Annotated in this window: 18 protein-coding genes; all 18 read right to left on the bottom strand. The window is 49.1% G+C overall.

Features of this window, described 5'->3' with window-relative positions; all coding sequences use genetic code 11:
* Nucleotides 1-126: 126 nt before the first annotated feature.
* On the bottom strand, nt 127-3,291 hold the full coding sequence (locus EKM89_RS05030; protein ID WP_125686288.1) for a YhgE/Pip domain-containing protein: 3,165 nt from the start codon (nt 3,289-3,291) through the stop codon (nt 127-129).
* Between the two features lie 352 nt (nt 3,292-3,643).
* A complete protein-coding gene (locus EKM89_RS05025; protein ID WP_125686286.1) occupies nt 3,644-4,972 on the bottom strand; it encodes a serine hydrolase in 1,329 nt (442 codons plus the stop codon).
* Between the two features lie 209 nt (nt 4,973-5,181).
* Nucleotides 5,182-6,357 (bottom strand): sensor histidine kinase, encoded by a 1,176-nt coding sequence (locus EKM89_RS05020; protein ID WP_125686284.1) that lies wholly within the window; start codon nt 6,355-6,357, stop codon nt 5,182-5,184.
* A 39-nt stretch (nt 6,358-6,396) separates the two neighbouring features.
* Nucleotides 6,397-7,086 carry a response regulator transcription factor gene (locus EKM89_RS05015; protein ID WP_048732979.1) on the bottom strand — a complete coding sequence of 230 codons (690 nt, stop codon included), beginning with the start codon at nt 7,084-7,086 and terminating at the stop codon, nt 6,397-6,399.
* Between the two features lie 512 nt (nt 7,087-7,598).
* Nucleotides 7,599-8,738: an IMP dehydrogenase gene (gene guaB, locus EKM89_RS05010; RefSeq protein WP_125686282.1), complete on the bottom strand. Its 1,140-nt coding sequence runs from the start codon at nt 8,736-8,738 to the stop codon at nt 7,599-7,601.
* A 349-nt stretch (nt 8,739-9,087) separates the two neighbouring features.
* On the bottom strand, nt 9,088-10,734 hold the full coding sequence (locus EKM89_RS05005) for a teichoic acid glycosyl transferase (RefSeq protein ID WP_125686279.1): 1,647 nt from the start codon (nt 10,732-10,734) through the stop codon (nt 9,088-9,090).
* A 317-nt stretch (nt 10,735-11,051) separates the two neighbouring features.
* A complete protein-coding gene (locus EKM89_RS05000) occupies nt 11,052-11,762 on the bottom strand; it encodes a hypothetical protein (protein ID WP_125686277.1) in 711 nt (236 codons plus the stop codon).
* 658 nt (nt 11,763-12,420) lie between these two features.
* Nucleotides 12,421-13,146 carry a DUF1129 domain-containing protein gene (locus EKM89_RS04995; protein ID WP_125686275.1) on the bottom strand — a complete coding sequence of 242 codons (726 nt, stop codon included), beginning with the start codon at nt 13,144-13,146 and terminating at the stop codon, nt 12,421-12,423.
* Between the two features lie 18 nt (nt 13,147-13,164).
* Entirely contained in the window at nt 13,165-14,265 is a 1,101-nt protein-coding gene (gene ychF, locus EKM89_RS04990) for a redox-regulated ATPase YchF (RefSeq protein WP_125686273.1), read from the bottom strand.
* Nucleotides 14,266-14,283: 18 nt separating this feature from the next.
* Nucleotides 14,284-14,478 (bottom strand): DUF951 domain-containing protein, encoded by a 195-nt coding sequence (locus EKM89_RS04985; RefSeq protein WP_125686271.1) that lies wholly within the window; start codon nt 14,476-14,478, stop codon nt 14,284-14,286.
* 33 nt (nt 14,479-14,511) lie between these two features.
* On the bottom strand, nt 14,512-15,393 hold the full coding sequence (locus tag EKM89_RS04980; protein WP_125686269.1) for a ParB/RepB/Spo0J family partition protein: 882 nt from the start codon (nt 15,391-15,393) through the stop codon (nt 14,512-14,514).
* Nucleotides 15,383-16,150: a ParA family protein gene (locus EKM89_RS04975; RefSeq protein ID WP_125686267.1), complete on the bottom strand. Its 768-nt coding sequence runs from the start codon at nt 16,148-16,150 to the stop codon at nt 15,383-15,385. The genes EKM89_RS04980 and EKM89_RS04975 overlap by 11 nt, the downstream gene beginning before the upstream one ends.
* 14 nt (nt 16,151-16,164) lie before the next feature.
* On the bottom strand, nt 16,165-16,998 hold the full coding sequence (gene noc / locus EKM89_RS04970) for a nucleoid occlusion protein (RefSeq protein WP_125686265.1): 834 nt from the start codon (nt 16,996-16,998) through the stop codon (nt 16,165-16,167).
* 19 nt (nt 16,999-17,017) lie between these two features.
* On the bottom strand, nt 17,018-17,746 hold the full coding sequence (gene rsmG, locus EKM89_RS04965; RefSeq protein WP_125686263.1) for a 16S rRNA (guanine(527)-N(7))-methyltransferase RsmG: 729 nt from the start codon (nt 17,744-17,746) through the stop codon (nt 17,018-17,020).
* Nucleotides 17,747-18,320: 574 nt separating this feature from the next.
* Nucleotides 18,321-19,202, bottom strand: a complete 882-nt coding sequence (locus tag EKM89_RS04960; protein WP_125686261.1) for a metallophosphoesterase family protein — start codon at nt 19,200-19,202, stop codon at nt 18,321-18,323.
* 675 nt (nt 19,203-19,877) lie between these two features.
* Nucleotides 19,878-20,792, bottom strand: a complete 915-nt coding sequence (gene rihC / locus EKM89_RS04955) for a ribonucleoside hydrolase RihC (RefSeq protein ID WP_125686259.1) — start codon at nt 20,790-20,792, stop codon at nt 19,878-19,880.
* Nucleotides 20,793-20,873: 81 nt separating this feature from the next.
* Entirely contained in the window at nt 20,874-22,187 is a 1,314-nt protein-coding gene (locus EKM89_RS04950) for an NCS2 family permease (RefSeq protein WP_125686257.1), read from the bottom strand.
* 282 nt (nt 22,188-22,469) lie between these two features.
* Nucleotides 22,470-23,729 carry a NupC/NupG family nucleoside CNT transporter gene (locus tag EKM89_RS04945; protein WP_125686255.1) on the bottom strand — a complete coding sequence of 420 codons (1,260 nt, stop codon included), beginning with the start codon at nt 23,727-23,729 and terminating at the stop codon, nt 22,470-22,472.
* Nucleotides 23,730-23,752 lie beyond the last annotated feature (23 nt).

Raw genomic sequence — 23,752 nt, 5'->3', positions numbered from 1 at the left:
ACTAGTTCCTCTTTTCTCCTACTGAGTCCCATTATACGCAAAAAGGCCAAGCGCTTCCGGTCCAATTTAGTGATTTTGTCGCAAAAAAAGAGCCCGGATTTTCATCCAGACTCCTCATTACTCATTTTATGAATGGTTATGTGCGGTTGGGTCTTCAACCTCTTGTAACTTTTGGTTGTCGTCCAACTGCGACTTGCCCATCAGGTGCTTTCGTTGCAACCAAACCATCGTTGGCCATAACAGCGCTAATGACAGAATCGTGAACAGCGTCAGCATCCAAACGGCCTGACCAACTTCACCCGTCATCCCTGACGTAATGGCTTCACGGAATCCGAGGATCGAGTAAGTCATTGGCAAGAATGGGTGCACCACGTTGTAGAAGTGGTTCGTGACTTCCATTGGGAAGGTCCCACCGGAACCACCAAGTTGGAGCATCAGGAGAACCATAGCGATGAAACGACCAGGGTTATCTAGCAGCATCGACAGGAACATGACGATAAACATCGACGCCTCCGCGAAGAACACGGAAACCAGAATCATTTGACCTGGATTGTCGACCGTCAAGCCACCCAACATCATGAGTACTGGTTCGACAAGTCCCATTGCCAGTGCTTCGAAGGCACCAATAGAAACTTTACTGAGGAACCAGCCCGTAGCAGTCCCGTCTTCACGTGAGACCTTCCGAATTGGGAAGGCAAAGTTGAAGACCAGAGTCCCAACGTAGAGGGCAACGGACAGAACGTATGGTGCTAAGGCGTGACCATAGTTTGGCACGTAGCTGTAGTTTTCATGCTTCAGTTTCGTTGGTGCAGCAAACATGTCGGCCGTCTTATTTGTCAGTGGTTGGGCTGCAAGCTCATCAGCACCACTCTTCAAGGACTTCGCTAAAGTACCGCTCCCGTCCTTAAGCTTGTTCGCACCACTAACCAGCTTGGCACTGTTGGCATTTAACTTAGCGGACCCGTCAGCCAGTTGGTTAACCCCACTGGTCAAGGTTGGTACGCTAGCGTTCAACGTGGTCAAACCAGAGCTCAATTGACTTGCCCCTTGGTTCAGCTTGTTCGAGTTGCTCGTCAACTTGTTGCCGGCAGCAGTCAGCTTTGGTGTGTTGGCGTTCAGCTTAGAACCAGCAGCGGAAAGTTGACCCGAACTAGAGGTTAACTTCGAGCCAGCAGCATTCAACTTACCCGTATTGGCATTCAACTTGTTCACACCGGCAGCGGCCGTTTGTAAGCCACTGTTCAGCGTCGTTGCACCACTAGAAACCTGCTTAGAACCGCTCTTCAAAGCAGCCCCGTTCTTAGCTAATTCGGCAGTTCCGTTCAGAATCTGCGTAACCCCATTAGTTAAGGTTGGTACTTGGCTATTCAGCGTGTTCAATCCATTCTTCAAGGTCGTTGACCCGGCGAAGGCTTGGTCGACACCGGATGTGTACGCCTTAACACCGTTAGCTAATGTGTTCACACCGGACGTTAAGGTCGTTGAGCCACCGTTGACTTGGGAATTGAGTGATTGTACACCCTGAGCAAATGCTGATAATTGTTGCAGTGTTCCTGAAACATCGGCCTGGCCCAGTTCACTCATTACCTGGGTTAATCCTTCAGACACTTTGGCAGTAGCCGTAGCAAGTCCTGCCGTAACAGCAATCAACTGTGCATCCTTAGAAGTTGGCGTAGCTGCTTGAGCCGATGCCGTTGTTGTACTGGTACTCTTAGTTGAAATCGAATCTGCAGAACTCTTAGCAGTAGCCGTTTCACCAACTAGTTTATCCGCCAAAGCAGAGACTTCTGAGCTATTATCTTCCTTACCTGCCGCAGCCTTTAAAGCAGCAGCGGTACTTGAAGCTTCTGCCGCCGCATTTTGTGCAGAGTTGACAGAGTCACTATTAGCTCCAGAGGTCGTTGTTGTACTTGACTGGGATGGCGTTGCAGCGGCTGCCTTAGTTTGACTTGCTGCTAATGCCTTAGCTTGTTCAGCCAAAGTAGCAGCCGTCTTGGCACCATCACTGATTTCAGTCAATCCATTAGTCAAAGTAGTCAATTGTCCGGCTGCTCCAGGATTAGTAGCAGTACCATCACCTTGGAGTTGACTCATCATCTTATCAGCAGCTGCACCTAACTGGCTAACACCATCTGATAAAGTCTGTGCTTGCGTGGCTAATGTATTGGCACCTGCTGTTAAATCAGACGAGTTACCACTCAAAGTCGACAACCCAGAATTCAATGAAGAACTCCCGTCGTACAACTGTGAAACGCCACTAGCCAGCGAAGTTGCCCCACTGCCTAATTGCTTAACCCCAGTATTCAGCGTGTAAACCCCGTCGACGTACTTGTAGACACCAGAGTTCAGGGTGTTCGCACCATTGGCGAGCTTCTTAGTCCCAGCCGTCAGTTGTGGCATGCCAGCACTTAACTGGCTAACACCACTCGTGAATTGGTTGACACCACTGACATATTGGCCAGTTCCACTGGTGTACTGGTTAACCCCGGCAGTATATTGGCCGACACCAGACGTGTACTGATTAACCCCAGTTGCGTACTGACCGACCCCTGCCGTGTAGGTGCTTAACCCACTCTGCAGCGTCTTAGAACCAGACGACAACTTTTGAATACCAGTTGCTAAAGGCGTCACGGAGGTCTTCATTTGTTGCAGACCACTGTTCAGCGTCTTGACCCCAGTCGTGTAGGTGTTCAGACCGTCAGTCAACGTGACCGTTCCGTCTTTCAACTGGCTCGATCCTTTGGCCGCCTTATTCATCCCTTTACCGACCGCGTAGATCTGCTTAAAGGTTGCTTGGGCGTAAGCCTTCGTCACCTTCGCACGAATTTCGCTGTTCAGCTCGTCCGAACCAACATCACTCATCACCTTCGCGATGTAGTTTGCAGACGCGTTGGTTTTATAAGTAAAGGTCATTTTCTTTGGGTGCTTGTCCAAGGCCGTTGCTGCGTTGGCCGAGAAGTTCTTAGGAATCGTGATGACCGTGTAATACTTGTGGTCCTTTAATCCCTGCGCCGCCGTTTTGGCAGAAACGAACCGCCATCCCAATTGCTTATTTTTCTTCAAATTGGTGATGGTCTGGTCCCCAACATTTAACTTTTCCCCTTGGTAGGTCACAGGTTTATCCTGATTAACCACCGCAACGGGTAACTTTCCAGTCTCGCCATATGGATCCCAGACTGACTTCAGAAAGAAGATACTGTAGAGAAATGGAATAAACATAATGGCCAATACGGAGATCAAGATCAACCGATTGTGCCGAATGTAGTTCCATTCACCTTTTACCATGTTCACGAATGCCAACTCCCTTTATCCTCAAAATATCCTTAAAAATGCATGTCTTAGGCTAATATTAAAAGTATCTTCGCACATTAATACTTGACTTGTCAAAACAATAACAGGCCATAGACAATCTTTAGAAAGCGTCACCAGCCTTGTCCCCCATGCATTTAGACCACTTTGAAATTTATTTTTAATTTTTATTGCCTATCAAGTTCAACTCATATTCCGATGATATGTCCTAGCATACCGGCGAGGTCTGTACTTAGCTTTGATTAAAATCAAGTTGGGGCAACACTTTCTACCATTATACTGGGGTGCAGAAAAAAAGCCGCTACCCTTATCGGTAACGACTTACAAATTCAACTTAGAATAACGAAACGATTGCGCGCCACATCCGCACAAAGATATTGGCCTTTTCTACGGCCTTGGTGACCTTAACGGGTACCTTGGTCGTCTTAGTATTGCCTAAGAACCCTAATTGGTCGCCCTTCAGCGAGATATTGGCCGTCCCCACCTCGGTGTTCTTAGCAACTGGTGCCTCCAACGCCTTGTTCTTCGTCAATTTCGACTTTAACGTGGTCGTTGCAGAAATATTGCTGGCGACTTGGTCGTCACGAATCCACAATTTAACACTGTCTGACAACACCGTCTTGGCCGTCTTCTCTTTAGCGTCATTGGTCTTCACGGTCTTAGCGCCCTTAACTTGGTCGCCGGCCTTGTAGGTTACCGTCTTGAAGTTATTGTAGACGTAAGACATCATCTTCTGCGTCTGTTGGAAACGAGAAGCGTCAGTCTCTGACTTGTGCGCGGCATGCAAGACCACAGTCACGATACGATTCCCATTGTTGTTGGCAGTCCCGGTAAAGTTGGCCCCGGCAGCATCGGACGTTCCCGTCTTCAAACCGTCAACGTGAAGTTTTGAGTAGGATGCCGTTAAGCCCTTCAACATCCAGTTCCAGTTGTCCATCTTGGTTGCGTCCTGCGTCCCCTTTTCAAACCACATCTTAGTGATCTTCGTGGTCTGTAAAACTTCCGGGTACTTGTTCAACAGTGCGACGGCTAGCTTAGCTTGATCGGCCGCTGACCATTCATTTTCAGCGGAACCTTTAACGTTACTGTAACCGAGATTACCGACCTGTTTGTTGGTCAACCCACAAGCGTTATAAATCTTAACGTCGGTCATGCCGAGCTTCTTCGCCTGTGTCTTCATCATGTTAACAAAAGCGTGCGGCGTGCCCGCTACTGCAACTCCCAAGGCTTCAACGGCCCCGTTAGCCGAATAGATCAAGGAAGCTTGGTATAGCGCCTTGACTGTGTACTTGTGGCCCGCTCGCAAGGGAACGTTGGACAGGTTTGTGTTCTTTGCCACTTTGGCAATATCCTTGCTAATCGTAATCTTTTGGTCCCATTTCAGCTTACCGCTGTGCACCGCGTCCAACACGATGTAGATGGATAACAACTTCGTCATGGAAGCGACCGGTAACGTCTGATCACTGTTCTTGCTGTACAGAATCTGACCGGTCTGGGAATCAACGGCGATTCCTGCCTTGGCCTTCAGGTTGACTGTGGTACTGGTACTCTTGGTGCTGGCCGCGTGCGCCGTAATCGTTGACGTCACTGCCGTACTCAGACCACCTGCAAACAACGTTACCGCTGTCACTAGGCCCATCACAACTTGCTTTAAACGTTTCATTCTCGAAAACTCCTCTATCTTATGTAGTACCGGCGAACCGGTGCCTGTTTCAAAATTAAACTGGGGTTAACCTGCTGCACCGCGGCCGCAAAGGATTCCGGCTACTGTTGGGAGACACATTGGACTGAGAAACGATCCGCTCGCCCACTTTGAAGCCACGCCAAAACCGCTCAGTCTCAGTTTAGAGTTGGCAACACATACGCTATTGCTTAGTCCAAACTTCCCGGTGCCTTCAATCGTTGCGGAATTTGTAACGGCACATCGTGTTTGACTGGTAAATGAATCACGAAACTGGTCAATGCATCGTCGGACTCGACGTAAATGTAGCCACCGTGTAACGCCACAATACTCTGCGCAATGGCCAGGCCCAGTCCCGTGCCGCCGGTTTCCTTGGAACGGGACTCCTCGACGCGGTAGAACCGCTCGAAGATCATTGACAACGACTCTTTCGGAATCTTCGGGCCATCGTTCGTGACGCGAACCTCTAGTTCGGCATCACTGACTTGTTTGGCAACTAAATTAATATGCTTGCCACCATCCCCGTATTTCAATGCGTTAGAGACTAAGTTGTTAAAGACTCGGACTAATTTCTCCGGATCAGCTTCCATCATCAACGTCTCGGGGGTACTGGTTGCACCAATCGTCATGCCCTTCTTCTGGCCTTCCAGTTCAAAACTGGCCGCCAATTGTTCCAGCATCGCTGCCAGATCAATATTAGTCAGGCTCAATGGCGTATCCGTTTGCCGAACCTTCGTATATTCAAATAGATCATCAACTAACGACTTCATCTGTTTTGACTTCAAAAACGCTGTATGGGTGTATTTCAGCAAGTCGTCCGTTGAGTGGTACTGCTGGTCTTCAATCAATCCCAAATAACCAATGATCGACGTCAGTGGCGTTCGGATATCATGACTGACATTGGTGATCAGTTCGTCCTTGGACTTCTCAATCGCCCGCTCCTCATCCATTGAATGAATGACGGAATCAACCAGTGCGTTGACCGAATCGACCACGCGTTGCACGTCGCCACTGACCCGAAACGGAATTCGATGATCAAAGTGGCCGTTGGCAATGTAGTGCAGCTCTTCAATAATATGATGCAGCTGCATTTGCCGGTAGCGCCGAATCAGCCGCCACCAGACGACTAACGCATCACCGATGACCATCAGCCCAATGAAGAGATTTTCCCAACTCCATAGCTGAAAGTGATTGGGACCGAAGACGACGGACCGTTTGATAATGAAAATCCCGTCACGTAGCCCGGGGTTACTCTCGATAGCCTGAACGATCAGGACCAGCAAGGCCAGATTTAACATGAACAATAGGATGACGGTCACGACGCCTTCCATGAACAGCGCGCTCTTCTCACGCGTGGTTAACTTCATATTGTGGCCCCCCAGCAACACTTTAACTTGTTACATTGATTAGTGTGACTCAATCTTGTACCCCACACCCCAAACAGTTTGAATGACTTTTTCACCGTTCGTGGCATCTTCAATTTTATCCCGTAAATGGCTCACGTGAACCATGACAGTTTTGGCGGAAACAATACTTTCCTGACGCCAAACGCGCTCGAAAATTTCGTCGGCCGAAAAGACCCGGTTGGGGTGACTCGCCAACAAGTAAAGAATTCCGAACTCAAGCGCCGTCAATGAGATCGTCTTACCGGCAATTGTCTTGACCTCGTGAGAATCCTTGTTGATGGTCAGTGTGCCAATGTCCAGAATATCGGGACTGTCATCGGTCACTTGGTCTTGACTCCGCCGCAACAACGATTTGACCCGTGCCATGACCTCTAAGGGGTTAAACGGCTTGGTCACATAATCATCGGCACCGGTAATCAGGCCCTGGATCTTATCCATATCGCCGGTCTTCGCAGACAGAATCAGAATTGGAATTTGGGAATCTTTCCGTACTTCCTTCACAACCTCGATGCCACTCATCTCAGGCATCATAATGTCCAAAATCATCAGGGCAATATCGGGCGTCGTGTGTAATTTGGTCAGTGCTTCCTTACCGTTGTAGGCGGTTAAGGGTTCGTAACCTTCGTTTTTAATGTAGATTTCAAGTAATTGCGCAATTTCTTTATCATCATCGACAACTAAAATTTTCATATTGTGCTAATCTCCTTTGCCAGTTAGGCAATTCCACTGGCCGTCTTCCCCGTGGGTTTAAGTTCATTTTAACAAATAACCCTGGCGATGCGGCCGGAAAACCCGAACCTTTAGTCGGGCGTAAGGCACTTTACCATTCCTTAATCTTACACTATTTATCGTCGTCTAGCCAACCTCAAGTTTAACGATGACTTAACGGGTCAGCTTGTGTTTACCAGCCCCTTACCGAACGGGGAAAACAGGCTAAAACGTAACGACTGGAATTCTGGATCCACTGGCTTAGTAGAAAACTAAACTTGACGATTCGGTATTTTCGCGGCTTCAAGTTGTGTTCGCACCGATCCAGCCCATATCTGTCGGCCGGTAAGGCGATGCCTACACTAAGTTGCCAAATTCCAGTCTCAATATCGCTGCGAAAACAGTCACAACAGGTTTTTGGGAACTTTCAGTCTTCAGACCGTCATTCAAAAAAAGCCGGCCCAGAATTAGCTTCCGTGTCGACCAAGATTAATTTATTTGTAGTTAGGTGCTGCTTTGGTGATTTGGACGTCATGTGGGTGGGATTCAATCAATCCGGCGTTGGAGATGCGGACGAATTGGGCGTTGTCGATCAAGCTTTGAATCGTTGCGCTTCCCGTATACCCCATCCCGGAACGCAGGCCACCGACCATTTGGAAGATGATATCATTGACGCTACCCTTGTATTCCACGCGGGCTTCAATACCTTCTGGCACGAGCTTGTCGGCTTCATTGACGCCACCTTGGAAGTAGCGGTCGGCTGATCCGTGAGACATGGCGGCTAAGCTCCCCATCCCGCGGTACGTCTTGAATTTCTGCCCGTTTTCTTCGATAACATCGCCAGGGGCTTCGTCGGTCCCGGAGAACATGGAGCCGAACATGACGGCGTTCCCACCGGCAGCAATCGCCTTGACGATATCGCCGGAGTATTTCATCCCACCGTCAGCAATGATGGGCTTGCCAAACTCACGCGCAACCTTCGCCGAATCATAGATGGCGGTCAGTTGTGGCACCCCAACACCGGCAACGACCCGTGTCGTACAGATGGAACCAGGGCCGATACCCACTTTAACCACGTCAACACCGGCTTCAAATAGAGCCCGTGTGCCCTCACCCGTGGCAACATTTCCAGCGATCAGCGTGGCATCTGGTAATTGCTTGCGAATTTGTGCGACCTTCCGCAACACACCAGCTGAATGACCGTGCGCCGTATCAATGATGATGGCGTCGGCACCGGCGGCAAGCAAGGCGTTGGCCCGGTCAAACGTGTCAGAAGTTACCCCAACGGCTGCGGCGACTAATAAATGATTAGTGTCGTCAACGGCTGCGTGTGGGTACTGGCTGGCATCGTTTTCGATGGCTTTCACGGCAGCAACCATTTGTGCTTGGTCCGTGGCACTCATGTTCTTGTGAATGACCCCCAGGCCCCCGTTACGCGCCATGGCAGTCGCCATCTTGGTTTCCGTAACGGTATCCATGGAAGCACTTAAAAATGGAACGTTCAACTTCAAATTTGGCGCTAATTGGGTACTCAGATCGACTTCATTCGGCAAAACGTGGCTTTCGGCTGGTATTAGCAAAACATCATCAAAAGTAAATCCTTCTTTAGCAAACTTCGTGTCCCAATTAGACATAGTTGATATCGCTCCTCTTATTTTTCAGTCTCAGGCTCGGCTAGGAATCCTGGGAGATATTGTTTCTTAATTTACCAGTCTAGGCCACTTTGGTCAAGGGCTCTCATCAAACTATAACGGTATATTGAAAATAGTTGGTGTTACGCGTCTCCTGCTGCGGTGTCGCATTAGAACTGAAATCAAGGGCAAGCTCCCCATCACGTCAGTCCTGAGAGCCCCCGCTAAACTCGCTAAACGCGGATATCACTGACTACCAGCGATGTCGCCTGCCACGACCAGCACCCCACTGGACGGCATATGTGACCGACGCAGTGATGCAGAATAATATTTCAACCAGCCCGAGACGGCCCTACGCCTTCTTTTGGAACAACCAATAAGTAACGTTGGTGCCCTCGAAGAGCTGGGTGTGATACGCAATAGCACGATAGTTACGATCCAGTGTCTTCGCCAATTTAGCCGTACCTGGATTCAGGTTACCACTGGTAATGCGCCCACTCCCGCCCTGCCACTGTTTGATCGACTTGCCAGCGGGCGTATTAAGAACGACCCATTCGACCTGATGCCGTTTAATAACGTTGGTTTGGTCACGTAATATCTGTGGGTCGGCCGACTGGGAAATGTTGTAGTTTTGAAAATAGTACGTCGATGGGACCGCACCCGACGTGGTGTAGAAGCCCATGTCGATCGACCCGTAATTTAGCAGTGTCAGTTTTTGGTCGGCCGGCGTCCGTTGCCGCATTAATTTACCAAAAACGACCTGCGCGGGCTGCTGTGGCTTAGTGGTCGCCTCTTCCGTGATCGCCGTATTATTCGGGAATAGCCGTGAATTGGTCACATTGTTGTTGACGCCCAGGACCAAAAACAAGCTCAGCGCGATCGTCCCCAAGATAGCAAACGGCTCGTCCCCATTTGGCAACGGAACCTGCCTGAAAAATACCTGGCCGAAGTAGACTAATGGTAGCACGAAGAAGGCAAAATAAATTAATTCATAATACTGGTAGATCGACCCCAACTGGTAACCGTACAGCGCCAGCAACGCACTCGCCAGGCCAACCGCCACGTAGAGTCCCCGCGTGAAATGGTGATGAAAGACCGCTGGTTGAAACAAAATCGCCAACGTGCCCAAGACACCCAGCAGAAAAAAGAGGATGTTGCTTAAGTAAAACTGCGCCAAAATCGACGTCGACTGGATCAAGTTGGCAAAGAAAGCGACCGACGAGGTGAGGTAGACGTGCGTGTTGAACAGGAAGTAGACCCGAATGAACGCGCCCAGTGACTTGGTCAACAAGAAGTACGCCAGCCACGGCCCCGTTGTCACCACAAACCCCGCGGCACTCCAGCCAATCAATTTCCCCAGATCCCGCCAGCGTTTGTGCACCAGAAAATACACGCCCATGGCGAGATAGAACATGATCCAAGCGCCCAGCAACGTGTATTTCGACAGCAGGACCACGCCGACCAACGCACCCTGTGCAAAGTACCACCAGTGATTGGCGTGAAAATTATGCCGATCCAATAGGACCAGTAAATAAATCAATGATAGTAAGAATGGCAACGTGAAGAATTCGACCGTATCGCCATAATCATAGTACGGGTGGTATAGGAACAACATTGGCGATAACAACGCCACCAATAATGCTGGCAGGGGCGCTAATCGCAACAATTTTCCCAGCCGGTATGTCAGGTACATCGCAGCAACCAGGGTAAGCACCTCGTAGCCAAAAATTAGGATAAAACTACGCGACGATACCAGATATGCCAGGCCATGCAAAAAGTATACATAAGGTCCCTTCTGTTCAAAAATAGCCTTGTAGGGCACGATACCGTTCATCATCGCCTTGCCCACCGTAAAGAACGCGTTGTTGTCCGGTGAATCGTCCACGTAAAAGGCTGGCGACGTGTACGAACAGAACAACATGATAAACGTGCCCACGATGGCCAGCAAAGCGAGGTGCTGGGCGTCACGGCTTCGTAATTTTTGACCCAATCCTCTCATAGGTGCCCCTCCTTAATTTGTTTCATAAACAATCAATCTGTGGGGATAAGAAAAGGCGTGGTCCCCGCCACGTCTTTTCCAGTCACTATTTTGTAAAATTCATCACCGGTCGGCGCTAAAATTTACACTGAGAAACGGCCCTAAAGTGTCCGCATCCAGCAGGCTGTTCAAACCGTCTCCAACTCACTGATAGGACGTCAAGCTTGGCATTTGTCAATTCAAGAATTAACTTGACGTTCAGCTGTTACGGGTTGAATACGTGCTATCCATCCCAGATTCAACGTCTTCAATTCGTAGCGGTCGTGAGGCTGTAACGACTACTTCTTGTAGATGGTATAACGAATCGTGTAAGTCTTGTAGCCCTTATCAGCTACGGCAAACTTGAAGTAGGTTGCCTTCTTAGCAGCCAGCTTGTCGGCTTCCTTCTTGGTTAATTTGATCTCGAAACGACCGGTCTTCTTAATCTTGAAAGTTAACACCTTTTTGCCCTTCTTGGTCAATAAGGTAACCTTAGCGCCCTTACGCCCCTTTTGGAACAAGATGGTGCGGCTGTACCGCGCGTAGTGTTTGCGACCGCGAAGTTTCTTGGAAGCGGCTAAGGTTTTCTTAACTGGCTTCTTGGCTGGCTTGTTAGTCGGCGTTGTTGAAGCAGACGTTGACGTTGCGGTCGAACTAGCAGAGCTACTGTTCGTTGCATCGATGACGGCACCACTATTATCAGTCGTCGTGCCGGTACCGCTATTCGTATCGGCTGACGTATCACTGGCCGTGGAATCGACAGAGTTGCTCGCACTCGTTGTCCCAGTCGTTGGAACCGTCCGGCCACCGCTCTCAGCGCCGGTCACGGAACTACTGTCGGCCGGCGCGCCAGAACCACTGGTTGAGTCGACCACCGCACTAACGGCCCCACTGCCGCTACCGCTCAAAGCGTTGGCGTTGCCGCCGTCAGCGTTTGCCGAAGTCGCAATGACACCGGCCGTTGACAGTGCCGCGACTAACCCTAAAACATACCCAAAAACGCGTTTCATACAAAATCCTCCCCACAGATCATGATAGTTTTCGTCAAATCACTAAGGGACTTGACTACTTGCTGGCATCATAGAACCGTGGTTCATGCGGGTCAAGACACCCCTTTTCATAAGTAAGTTAAATTTGGGATATAGTCTGCTGTATAAATAATTTTTATAAACGGATAGCTAGCAAACAAACTCTAGGGATTATCGTCTACTGGTAAAATGTGCTTATTCATTTTATGTATAGAGTTCCCAAATTTAACCGCCAATGAAATTTCAGCTTGTGTTCCTAACCTAACCAAAGTCCCTTTGAAGCTTGAAACTAGGCGGCCTAATCCACTCACCACCTAATTGGCTGAACGGTTGTTGGACAAGACGTTGTGGCTGGACAATGATTAAGCTCACGTATCTAGCCATGCCTTAATAAGCCATCTGGTCATGCTGTATTCACTACTTCTTTTAATGAGACGATTACCATATCGTTTACCTTTCTGCTCCAACGTAAGGCTGTAACACTCATTTTGTGCTTTAAAACCATGCTACAACTAACTTCCGTCAAAAAAAGCATCGCCAGGACTCCCTAAACGGAAAATCCAGACGATGCCATTGCATCAAAATTAAATATGGACCAAGCCAGCCAAGTTGGCGGCTGGCAGAGACGACCATGAAAAATTTAACCGAAGAAGCCCCCACGAATTGGGTAACGGCGACGCATCCAGAACATGGCTGCAATGGATAAGGCCCCCAGGATGATACTTGGCCAAGCACCGATGACTGGGTTGATGATTGGTGGCAGGAGTTGGGCTGCGTAGAACAGCAACATCCAGACCACGAACCCTAATAGCACGAACAGCGCACGAATCCAGCCGTTGTACTTGTGTTTGATCTTTGGATCGAACATCCGTGGCATGATTGGTAAAATGAACCCGGCAACCAAGGCACTGATCAAGATGGCCGTGATTCCAACTGGGCTACTAGTCTGCAGTAATTTCGGACTGAAGAGATACATCAGCCCAAACATCAGGTTGAAGATCATGAAGAACGTCAAGGCATTGTACACCATGTTTGGCCAGTAATCCGGTCCCCCAATAACGGCATCAGGATGTTGTGGACCTTCCACGACCACCTTGATTTGACTGTCGATATCACCGTAAAGGTTCTTCGCCGTCTTCCCGTTCTTTTGGCCATCGACCAGTTCGTTGACCATCTTTTGAACGGCTTCTGCCTTCTTTTCTGGTGAGAGCTTGGTCTTGTCTAAGGCCCGGTTGAAACGGAACATGTAATCGGCATTTCGCTTGGTTAACCCAACGTTGTCGAAGACCGCCCGTTCGTTCGCCGCAACGTCATTACGTTTTTGGTGAACGCCCGCGTTACGCGGTTGTTTTTTGTTATCACTCATTTATTATCTGTTTCCCTTCTAAACGTTGAAGCGGAATTCGACGATGTCGCCGTCTTCCATCACGTAATCTTTACCTTCAACCCGCAGCTTACCAGCTTCCTTAACGGCAGCTTCGGATTCGTATTGGTCTAAATCATCAAAGGCCATCACTTCGGCGCGGATAAAACCGCGTTCGAAGTCGGAATGAATAATTCCGGCCGCTTGTGGGGCCTTTGTGCCGGCCTTAAACGTCCATGCACGGGTTTCCTTACCACCAGCCGTAAAGAACGTTTGCAGGCCTAAGAGATGATATGAGGCCCGAATTAGGCGGTTCAAGCCGGGTTCCTCAACGCCTTCAGCTTCCAAGAAGTCTTGCTTCTCGTCGTCATCCAACTGCGCGATTTCTTCCTCGGCTTCGGCGGCCACGGCAATGGCTTCGGCGCCTTCCTTAGCAGCGTAGTCCTTGATGACACCGAAGTACTTGGAATCTTCGGGGGCAGCCATGTCGTCTTCAGCAATGTTAGCCACGTAAAGCACTGGCTTGGATGTCAGCAAGAAGAGGCCCTTCACGATTGGGGCTTCGTCTTCGTCAAAGTCGATTGCGCGGACAGCGCCACCCTTTTCAAGTACTGGCTTGATCTTTTCCAAGACGGCCAATTCGGCTTTGGCTTCCTTATCGCTCCCCTTGGCAGCCCGTTCAACCTTAGCTAAACGCTTGTTAACGGCTTCCAAGTCGGACAAGCCAAGTTCCAAATTGATGGTCTCGATGTCGTCGATAGGGTCGATCTTACCGGAAACGTGGGTAATGTTGTCGTCGTCAAACGCCCGCACAACGTGGACGATAGCGTCGACTTGGCGAATGTTTTCCAGGAATTGGTTTCCTAGACCTTCACCCTTGCTGGCACCCTTAACGATTCCGGCAATGTCGGTAAATTCAAACGTCGTTGGGACGACCTTCTTGGCTGGAATCAAAGCTTGAATCCGGTCTAGGCGACTGTCTGGGACTTCAACCATCCCGACATTGGGGTCGATCGTGGCAAAGGGATAGTTCGCCATTTCGGCACCGGCCTTGGTAATCGCGTTAAATAGAGTTGACTTGCCGACGTTCGGCAGACCAACGATTCCTGCAGTTAATGACATAGCAATTATTCACTCTTTCTATTTATCGGCATCGGTTTGATGCACCAATACCTTTTTTAATTTCTTTTCAAACTCGCGGCGTGACAACATGACCACGTGACCGCAATTCGTACACTTAATCTTGATGTCCGCACCCATCCGGGTAATCTCCCAGCGGTTCGTGCCACAAGGGTGCGGCTTCTTCATTTCAACCAAATCACCTAAATCATACATGGCAGGTCCTCCTTCAGGGCTGACGGCCGGTCCTTAGTCCGACTGAATGTTCAGCAAGTCCAAGATACGGTTCAGATCATCATTTGATAGATATTCGATCTCGATATGACCTTGATGATCCTTATTACCTTCATTGATAGAAACCTGAGTGCCGAAGTGTTCCTGCAACTGGTTTTCAGTTGACCGAAGGAATGGCGACTTCTTCTTGGCCGGCTTCTTAGCAAGTTTCTTAGCAGCCCCGTTGAGCTTGTTGACCTCGGCTTCAACGGCCCGGACAGTCATGCCTTCGCTAACAGCCCGTTTTGCTAAAGCAACCAGCTTGGTCTTATCCTTCAAGGAGAGCAACGTCCGCGCTTGTCCCATGGACAGTTCGTTGCGTTGTAGCATGTCCTTAACGGCTTTCGGCAGGCCGAGCAAACGCAGGTAGTTGGCGATGTATGGCCGACTCTTGCCTAATCGTTCGGACACTTGTGCTTGGGTCAACGTTAACTTGGTCATCAACGTATCGTAGGCCTCGGCTTCTTCTAAAGGCGTCAGGTCTTCTCGTTGTAGATTTTCTAGGACCGCAATTTCCATCATTTGTTCTTCAGTAACCTCCCGGATAATGCCCGGAATGGTACTCTTTCCGGCAATCTTAGACGCCCGGAAACGCCGTTCACCAGCAAGAATCTCGTAACGTTGAATCTGTTTATCAGGTTGACGGACGATAATTGGTTGAAAGACCCCAGTCTTCTCGATGGAAGCCGCCAAATCATTCAACCCTTTCGTATCAAACTTTTGCCGGGGTTGATACGGGTTAGGCCGAATGTCGGCTAACGTCAAGTCAACGACGGTCTCTTCACCGGCGTCCACGCCATTTTCAGCAAACAGCGCATCAATTCCCCGACCTAAACTTTTCTCTTTCTTACTTGCCATGGGCAGCTAGCACTTCCTTTGCGAGTTCGGTGTAAACTTCGGCGCCCTTAGACTTCGGCGCATAATCAATAATTGGCATGCCGTGACTCGGTGCCTCCGCTAACTGAACGTTGCGCGGAATAATCGTGGCGTAAACCTTGTTTTGGAAATACTTCTTCACTTCTTCGTTGACCTGCTTGCCTAGGTTCGTGCGGGCGTCATACAACGTCAACAACACGCCCTCGATCTTCAGGTCGCGGTTAAAGTGTTTTTGAACCAGCTTGACCGTATTCAACAATTGCGTCAGCCCTTCCAGCGCGTAGTATTCGCTCTGAACGGGAATCAAAATAGAATCGGCAGCCGTAAACGCGTTGATCGTCAGTAAGCCTAACGAAGGCGGACAATCAATCAGAATGTAGTCGTAGTTGTCGCGAACTTCATCCAACGCAGCCTTCAAGCGCGTTTCCCGTGCCATCATTGGCGTTAACTCGATTTCAGCCCCGGAAAGTTGGATGGTTGCGGGAACGATATCCAATCCCGGGTGTTCCGTGTGTATAATGGCCTCTTGAATCGGCGTTTCGTTGACCAAAACGTCGTAAACTTCCCGTTCAATGGTGGCCTTTTGAATACCAACCCCACTGGTTGCGTTCCCCTGGGCATCGGTATCGACCAGCAAAACTTGTTTGCCGGCACTCGCCAATGCAGCTCCCAGATTAACACCGGTCGTGGTTTTACCCACGCCGCCCTTTTGGTTGGCCAAAGCAATGATATAGCCCATATGTCGTTTCACCTCTAGCTTTCTTTTGGAATGTCAATTGTGATGCGATAACCGTTTGGGGTCTCTTCTTCCTTTGTGGTCAGCGCCATTCCGGCATCGGTCACCATCTTGACTGATTGCCGAATAGTGTTTACCGCCACGCGGGTATCGCCGGAAACGCCGTGCTTGGTAACTTTGCGCCGGTGTTTCTTAGGTTTCTGTTGTTTAGTGATCAGTGCTTCGGTCTCCTTGACCGTCAATTTATCATGAACGATCTTTTTGACGAATTCGGCCTGCTGTTCTGCCGGAACTGCCAACAACGCGCGGCCATGCCGTTCACTGATCTGGCGATTTAAAATGGCGTTGCGCACCGGTTCACTGAGCTTGAGAAGGCGCAGCTTATTGGCCACGAATCCCTGACTCTTACCAATCCCCTCGGCCAGTTGGGCCTGCGTCATGTGGTTCAAGTCCATTAGCTGACGGTAGGCGTGTGCCTCTTCAACGGCGGAAAGTTCCTCGCGTTGCAGATTTTCAATCAAGGCCATGGACGCCGTTTCATCGTCATTCATGACCTCAATAATGGCGGGTACCGTTTCCCATTTGAGGCTAGAAATGGCCCGGAATCGCCGCTCACCAGCAATAATTTCGTAATGATCCGGCTCGTACTCCCGTAACACGATAGGCTGCAGGAGGCCGTGTTCTTCAATGGTCTGAGCCAACTCCGCGATGGCGGTTGGGTCAAACCGTTGCCGTGGTTGGAACCGGTTGGGAATGATCTGGGCAACCGGAATCATCACCACGTTTTGTTTCACGGGATGTGCCGGTTGTGTGGCCTTTTCCCGATTATTTCCAAATAATGAAAATGGCAATTATCTTACCCCCATCCCATTAATCTTCTAACGGCTCCCGGTTGGGTGTGCCGGCTTTACGCGGATATCGCTTGGGCGTCTTGCGCACTTTATCGATGACCACGATGTGCCGTGGGTCGTTGGATACTGGCAGATTGAAGGCCTCATCCGCTTTGAGCTTACCGCCCAGTGTGGTGATCGCTGTTTGACTGACTGCCAGCTCATTTTCAGTTTGGGCCGCCTTCAAGGCAACGAATTGACCGCCAACCTTAGCAAGTGGCAGGCACAGTTCGCTCAACACGGACATACGGGCCACGGCCCGGGCCAAGACTAAGTCGTAGCTTTCGCGCGTTTCGGCTCGCTTGCCACCAAATTCTTCGGCCCGTGCGTGATGGAAGGCTACACCAGTCAAATTAAGCTTGGCGGCGAGGTCATTTAAGAACGTGATGCGCTTATTCAGCGAATCGACGATGGTCACTTGGAGCTGTGGAAAGACGATTTTGAGCGGTAATGATGGGAACCCGGCCCCAGCACCCACGTCACAGATGCTGAGAGGCTCTGTACGCATGGTAGGCACGTAAAAAGCAGGGGTCAACGAGTCGTAGAAATGCTTCAAGTAGACATCGGGCTCCGCGGTAATCGTGGTTAAATTAACATGTTCGTTGGTCGCAACTAAAAAATGATAATAGTCAGCGAATTGTTGTTCCTGTGTTGTGGTTAATTGGATGCCTTGCGTGGCTAGCGCGGCACGAAACTCTTCTGGATTCATACACACTCTCCCAGTTCACTTCTGTGAAACACAATTGTTTCACGTTTGATTATACTTTACCTTACTTACTAGCGAAACGCAACCGAACCACCACGGGTTGTGACCTTCGGGGTGCGATTATTTTCGCTGTGACGTCGTTTCCTATTATACCGAAAACCGGCGTCACATGAAACGCTTATTCCGGAGTTAACCTAAATGGCGACAAAACTGGCTTGTAAACTTCCGACTGGCACGTAAGGTTGAAAGTTCAAAAACGCTTGTTAGACTTGTTATACTAACGATATTGCGACTAAAATCAAGCAACAGTGTCCAGTCATCGGCTTACATCGTGGGACGACCTGGGAGACGCCTGATTTTGGCGGCTTTCAGACGAGCCGGAAGCCCGTTCTTTGGCTGCCCACAGCAAGCGGAATTTCTGACAGCCGGAGTGCGACCAGCGCCCACTAATTTAGTGGTGACAATTCTCACTGTTGCAAGCGTAATACCGCAAATATTTTAGTTAACTTTCAGATAGCATTAAAAAACGTCACCGTCACCGCAGATAAACTGGTGACCATGACGTCATTTGTCATTTTTAGAATGGGACGCTATCGTTGGTGCGGTGTTGGCCGGTTAGCCTGGGGCGGTGTTTGGCAAAGCCAGTATTGCCAATGGTGATCGTATCAATGACCGGCTGACCGAGGAAGAGCGGATGACTGGTGACACTGGCCATTCCGCGTTGGATAGTAATAATGTTATAGCTCACGCCATCATGAACTTCGTGGTGGTGCAGGTCTTGACAGTCAATATACGTCGTCGCCGACCCCACGCAGGTAACTGGAATTGAATTATCCACCAGGTAACTGACACCAAAGTGCAGGTGACCGGTGAAGATGCCCCCAATGTTGTGTCCGTGCAGAATCGCCAAGAGCTCCCGGTTATTTTGTAAAATGGCGTAGCGCATCCCCCGTAATGCCGGCGTATCCAACGGATGATGTAGAAAAATGAAGGCCCGTCGCCGCGGCGCCAAATGGAGATTCTTATTCAGCCAGTCGAGCTGTTCACGCTCTAACCAACCAGCTTCTTTATTGGGTTCCCATTTAGAATCCAGAAAGTAAAAGTCCATGTTTTGGTACACCTGCTTGTAGGCGTAATAGGGCTGATGTTTTTGCTCTAAGTATCCGATATTGAAGGCTTCTCGATCATCCTGATCGCCCAAGATTACCTGAATGGGAGCCCCAACGCGCTGTGATTGTTGTTCAAAATACGTGTGAAGCCGCGCATAATCACTGCTAGTTCCGCCCTGTAAAAGGTCACCACTCACCACAATCAAGTCCGGTTCTACCCGATGCGCGATGATATCGTCAAAAATACGTTGTAACTTGGTAATCGGCGCAACCTGTTGATGATACTGCGGTGACTGCGCCGGTGCCGTTAATTGTGGATCTGATAAATGAACAATTGTAAATTTATTCATGCCCCCGTTGCCCCCATCAAATAAAATCACGGTCCCCGGGAACGGTCCACCCGGCGACAGTTAAACCCTACTATCACTAAGTTAGTTCTAGCATAGCGAAGTTTTGTAAATTATTGGTGTGGTCTGCGTCAACATCTTGTAAAGTTTCCGCAAAGGATGAGCAAGGGACGGCTTCAAGCATTCGCGTACCGAGCGATCCCCAGCTTCACCAAACTTGTTAATTCACCTCTGGCCTAAACAAAATAGCGCCACAGCCCCCAGCGGAACCGCAACACTATTTCAACCGTCCCTAGTAACCGAATCACAGTTCGGCCCGCCAGAAGATTTATTATGGGTGCTTAGGTGGTCGGGAAAACCATAACATCGGTAACCAAGTAATAATAAGTAAGATCAACGTATCCGTATCCATGGCAGACATACGATCATCCTCTTCCCCTTGATATACGCTCATCATAGCAAATCCATGTATTATTTCTGTATTGAATTCTTTCAGAACTTGTAAAGGTTTCTATATACGGCCGACTTCCTTTATGTCTGCCCGTTTTGGCAAGCTTCATCGTAAGCAGTTGTTTGTTCGAAATTTGAAGTTAACTGGCCCAGTAACCACAAAAAAATCGCCCCCACCATTGCTAGTGCGAGCGACTTAATTTTAAATTTTATAGCTTAAGCGCGAGCCTAGTTCTTAATCGCCCGAACTTCTTCAAGGAACCACTTGTTGAAGGCTGCGGCGTCGATGTCGACGGAAACCTTGGCGTTGGTCTTGCCATCATGGTAAGCACCACGGATGTCACCAACCGTTTCCCCAATAGCTGGGCCATCAGTCACAACATCGATCCACATGTCTTCCGTCTTGATTGCTTCTGGGTGAAGTAGGTAGAAGATAGTGTTCACATCATGCATCGCGATACCGGCGTCACTGTTGTCACCATCGTTAATGATGATGTCATGCAGCATCTTCCCAGTTTCGCTGATCTTTGGTAACTCTTGGATACTGTCATGTGTCAAGAGCGCCTTCATCGTAATGTCCAAGCCAACCATAACGATTGGAATACCGGACTTGTAAACGATAGCGGCTGCATCTGGGTCGGTGAAGACGTTGAATTCAGCAGCACTGGTCATGTTACCCTTGCCTAAAGCACCACCCATGGCAACGATCCGGTCGATGTGGCTCTTAACTTCTGGGTATTCTGAGAAGAGCAACGCAATGTTCGTGTATGAACCGGTTGGGACCAACGTGATTGGGTCAGCACTAGCCATGATTTCATCATGTAAGGCTTCAACGGCCGTCTTGTGCAGTGGCGTTGGTAAGTCAGTTGGAAATTCGTAGCCAGGCATCCCTGAAGCCCCGTGAATCCGGGCTGCGTCTTCGAAGTCCTTGAACAATGGTTGTTCAGCACCAGCAGCAACTGGAATGTCCTGGTTAAAGAAGCGAACGATCTTCAAGGCGTTGATGGTGGTCTTGTCGACAGTAACATTACCAGCAACCGTGGTGATCAACTTCAAGTCGATGTTAGGATCGTTGATTGCCATTGTCAAAGCAGCTGCATCGTCAATACCTGGGTCTGTATCCATAAGAATTTTAATAGTCATGTTAATTTCCTCCCAATGAAATGAATTCAATTTTTAGTGCGGTCAGTAACCGCTTACGTTTAACCCTTGGTCAAGCTCCTACTAGAGCATGGCACTGAAGACCAAGTCGAGTAGGAACAAAACACCTAACAAGTACACTGGCCAGGGCAATTCTTTTCCTTTGCCCAAGGCCAGCTTCATAATCGGGTAGCAAACGAAGCCAAACGCTAGCCCGGTCGAAATACTGTTCGTGAACGGAATCAGCACAATGATCAGAAAAGCTGGGAACCATTCAGAGAAATCAGCCATCTTAATGTTACCAATGGCAGCCATCATCAACGCACCGGTAATAATAATGACGGGCGCGATGGCGGCAGATGGGACATATGCCAGCAGTGGCACGAAAATCAGTGATAAGGCGAAGAGAACTGCGGCAGTTAATGCCATGATTCCCGTCCGACCCCCACTTTCAATCCCCGAGGCACTTTCGGCAGCAGCCACAGTAGGACTGGTCCCTAAGAAACTCGACAAGAATGTGGTCACCGAACTACCTTCGAAGGTCTTCTTGAACTTCTTCTGATCGGGCAACAACCCCTGTAACAGGCCCATCGACTCAAAGACCAAAATCATGGTCATTGAGAAGGCGGCGAGAATAAAGGGCGTGGTCAACCAATTGGAGAAGTCGTTTTGGAAGACAATCTTGTGATATTGACCCAGCCGTGCCAAGTCAACGGTTGGTGTGTCGGCATCCTTCACCCCCAAGAAGAAGGCTAACAAACTCGTCGCGATAATCGCGATGAAGAAGTTCCCCTTAATCTTCCGGATGAACAGAATCAAGCTAAGCACTAAACCAAAGAGTGCCAGTAATGGCGTTGGTTTAGTCAAATCTCCCAGGACAATCAGGGAGGACTTTCCGGCAACGATCAGGCCCGCTTTTTCCAGGCCGATTTCGACCAGGAAGAGCCCAATCCCCGCAGTTATTCCACTCTTTAACGACTCCGGAATGGCCTCGGAAAGAATCGTGGAAATCTTAGTAAAGGCGATCAGCATGTAAATGAAACTGGCGACCGCCGCAATTCCCAACGCTTCTTGCCAACTCAAGCCCATATTCACGACGATCGTGTACGTGAAGAAGGCGTTGACGCCCATTCCGGGAGTCAAGATGACTGGTGCGTTCGCCCAGAAGGCCATAATCAAACAGCCGATCACGGACGAAAAGATGGTAGCAAAGACACTTAAATCGGTCGGAATCCCGGCGTCTTTAAGAATCAACGGGTTCACGATGATAATGTATGAAATGGCGAAGAAGCCAGTCACACCTGCGATCAGTTCGTTGCGGACGACATCCTTATGTCGCAGCGCTTCTCTTAGCGTCATACCATTGGCTAAGTCCACCTGCGTTTGTTGCTTATCCATAAAAATCCCTATCTTTCGGTGCGCCAATTCTCGACGCACAGACTTCACGGGCTTTGCAACCGAATGGTCTCAAACACCCGGCTGGGTTTCACTCCCCCAAGGAAGGTCGGCACCCGTACGGACCGAACGGGTTATCCCGTCAGCCGCTAGCCACCAGTGAAGTGGCCATCGCAGCCTACCTCAGCTTGAGGCAGTTCCGCATTTTTTGACACAGATAGCCCAGGAAGCAAACGCCCCTGGGCTATCAATTTTAAAACCCACAGTTACCTGCGAGTACTCATTTTACCAAACGAACAAACCAACGATCCCGGCAGAAAGCAAGGAAACCAAGATCCCAGAAAGTAACATGTAGCCAACGTTCTTAGAAATAAGTTCGTTGTTTTCACGGTCGACGATACCCTTGAAACAACCGATAATCATCCCAGTAGTTGAGAAGTTAGCGAATGAAGTCAAGAAGACAGTCAAGATGGCACGGTAGTGATCTGAGAATGCGTTCGTGTTGATTGTTGAAGAAATCTTACCCATAACAACGAATTCATTCGTAACCAACTTAGTACCCATGTACTGTGCAAAACCGAAGGCGTCGTGAACGTTCAGACCCATTAACCAAGCAAATGGGAACATGATGATCCCTAAGATATGTTCCAAGGATAACCATGGGTTGAACAAACCAAGCAACTTGTCAATCAAAGCAGCTAAGGCAACGAAAGCGATAACGTTAGCAGCGATGATTAAGATCAAACGACCGGCACCCATGATAGAGTCACCCAAGAATGAGAAGAATGGTTCCTTCTTGCCATCGTCTTCAACGTCACCGTCTTCAACAGCAGCGGCACTTGAGCCACCAACTTTAGCAATGGTATCTTCTTCAGGGCTGATTTCAACAGGGTTCAACATGTTGGTCACGATGATGGCGTTCAAGATGTTAATTGGAACGGCCGTCAATACGAATTGACCAGGAACCATTTGAGTATATGCACCCAGAATGGAAGCAGTGATACATGACATGGACATCATGGCAAGGGTCAAGTTACGTTCCTTACGCATGCTCTTTAATTGTAATTGTGAAACGGCTAAGGCTTCAGTGTTACCTAAGAACATCATTTCAACAGAGAAGAATGATTCGAACTTAGGTTGACCAGTAATGAAGGAAAGGCCACGACCAACCCACTTGATGATCCAAGGCAATACCCCGATGTAAGTTAAGATATCGAACATTGGAACAACTAATAAGATTGGCAGCAATGAACTGGTAACGAAGTTCATTGACTTAGCAGTACCACCAAAGTCAGGCGTTACCCAGTTAGGTAAGGCGAAGACGATCCCTTGGTAGGCAACTTGGACTAACCAGTTGAACCCATCAGCGGCACCCTTAACGATGTCTTGTCCAAGAGAGAAACTAGTGAAGAACCAAGCCAAGACTAAGTTAAGAACTAAGACAATGGCAGTTGACTTCCAGTTGATTTTTTTCTTGTCCTTTGAGAACAAGAAAGCGATTGCGAGGTAAACAATTACCCCTAAAATATTGACTGCGACTAGCATTGGTCAAAATACCTCTTTCCGAT

Source organism: Levilactobacillus fujinensis (assembly GCF_003946335.1).
GTDB lineage: Bacteria > Bacillota > Bacilli > Lactobacillales > Lactobacillaceae > Levilactobacillus > Levilactobacillus fujinensis.
This window is presented reverse-complemented; position numbering and strand designations above follow the sequence as displayed.

Excerpts from the sequence above, each read along its gene's own strand:
- EKM89_RS05015 (WP_048732979.1), bottom strand. The coding sequence starts at position 7,086 with ATGAAAATTTTAGTTGTCGATGATGATAAAGAAATTGCGCAATTACTT.
- EKM89_RS05005 (WP_125686279.1), bottom strand. The coding sequence starts at position 10,734 with ATGAGAGGATTGGGTCAAAAATTACGAAGCCGTGACGCCCAGCACCTC.
- EKM89_RS05000 (WP_125686277.1), bottom strand. The coding sequence starts at position 11,762 with ATGAAACGCGTTTTTGGGTATGTTTTAGGGTTAGTCGCGGCACTGTCA.
- EKM89_RS04995 (WP_125686275.1), bottom strand. The coding sequence starts at position 13,146 with ATGAGTGATAACAAAAAACAACCGCGTAACGCGGGCGTTCACCAAAAA.
- EKM89_RS05025 (WP_125686286.1), bottom strand. The coding sequence starts at position 4,972 with ATGAAACGTTTAAAGCAAGTTGTGATGGGCCTAGTGACAGCGGTAACG.
- EKM89_RS04985 (WP_125686271.1), bottom strand. The coding sequence starts at position 14,478 with ATGTATGATTTAGGTGATTTGGTTGAAATGAAGAAGCCGCACCCTTGT.
- EKM89_RS04980 (WP_125686269.1), bottom strand. The coding sequence starts at position 15,393 with ATGGCAAGTAAGAAAGAGAAAAGTTTAGGTCGGGGAATTGATGCGCTG.
- EKM89_RS04950 (WP_125686257.1), bottom strand. The coding sequence starts at position 22,187 with ATGGATAAGCAACAAACGCAGGTGGACTTAGCCAATGGTATGACGCTA.
- EKM89_RS05020 (WP_125686284.1), bottom strand. The coding sequence starts at position 6,357 with ATGAAGTTAACCACGCGTGAGAAGAGCGCGCTGTTCATGGAAGGCGTC.
- rsmG (WP_125686263.1), bottom strand. The coding sequence starts at position 17,746 with ATGAATCCAGAAGAGTTTCGTGCCGCGCTAGCCACGCAAGGCATCCAA.
- guaB (WP_125686282.1), bottom strand. The coding sequence starts at position 8,738 with ATGTCTAATTGGGACACGAAGTTTGCTAAAGAAGGATTTACTTTTGAT.
- EKM89_RS04945 (WP_125686255.1), bottom strand. The coding sequence starts at position 23,729 with ATGCTAGTCGCAGTCAATATTTTAGGGGTAATTGTTTACCTCGCAATC.
- rihC (WP_125686259.1), bottom strand. The coding sequence starts at position 20,792 with ATGACTATTAAAATTCTTATGGATACAGACCCAGGTATTGACGATGCA.
- EKM89_RS04960 (WP_125686261.1), bottom strand. The coding sequence starts at position 19,202 with ATGAATAAATTTACAATTGTTCATTTATCAGATCCACAATTAACGGCA.
- EKM89_RS04975 (WP_125686267.1), bottom strand. The coding sequence starts at position 16,150 with ATGGGCTATATCATTGCTTTGGCCAACCAAAAGGGCGGCGTGGGTAAA.
- ychF (WP_125686273.1), bottom strand. The coding sequence starts at position 14,265 with ATGTCATTAACTGCAGGAATCGTTGGTCTGCCGAACGTCGGCAAGTCA.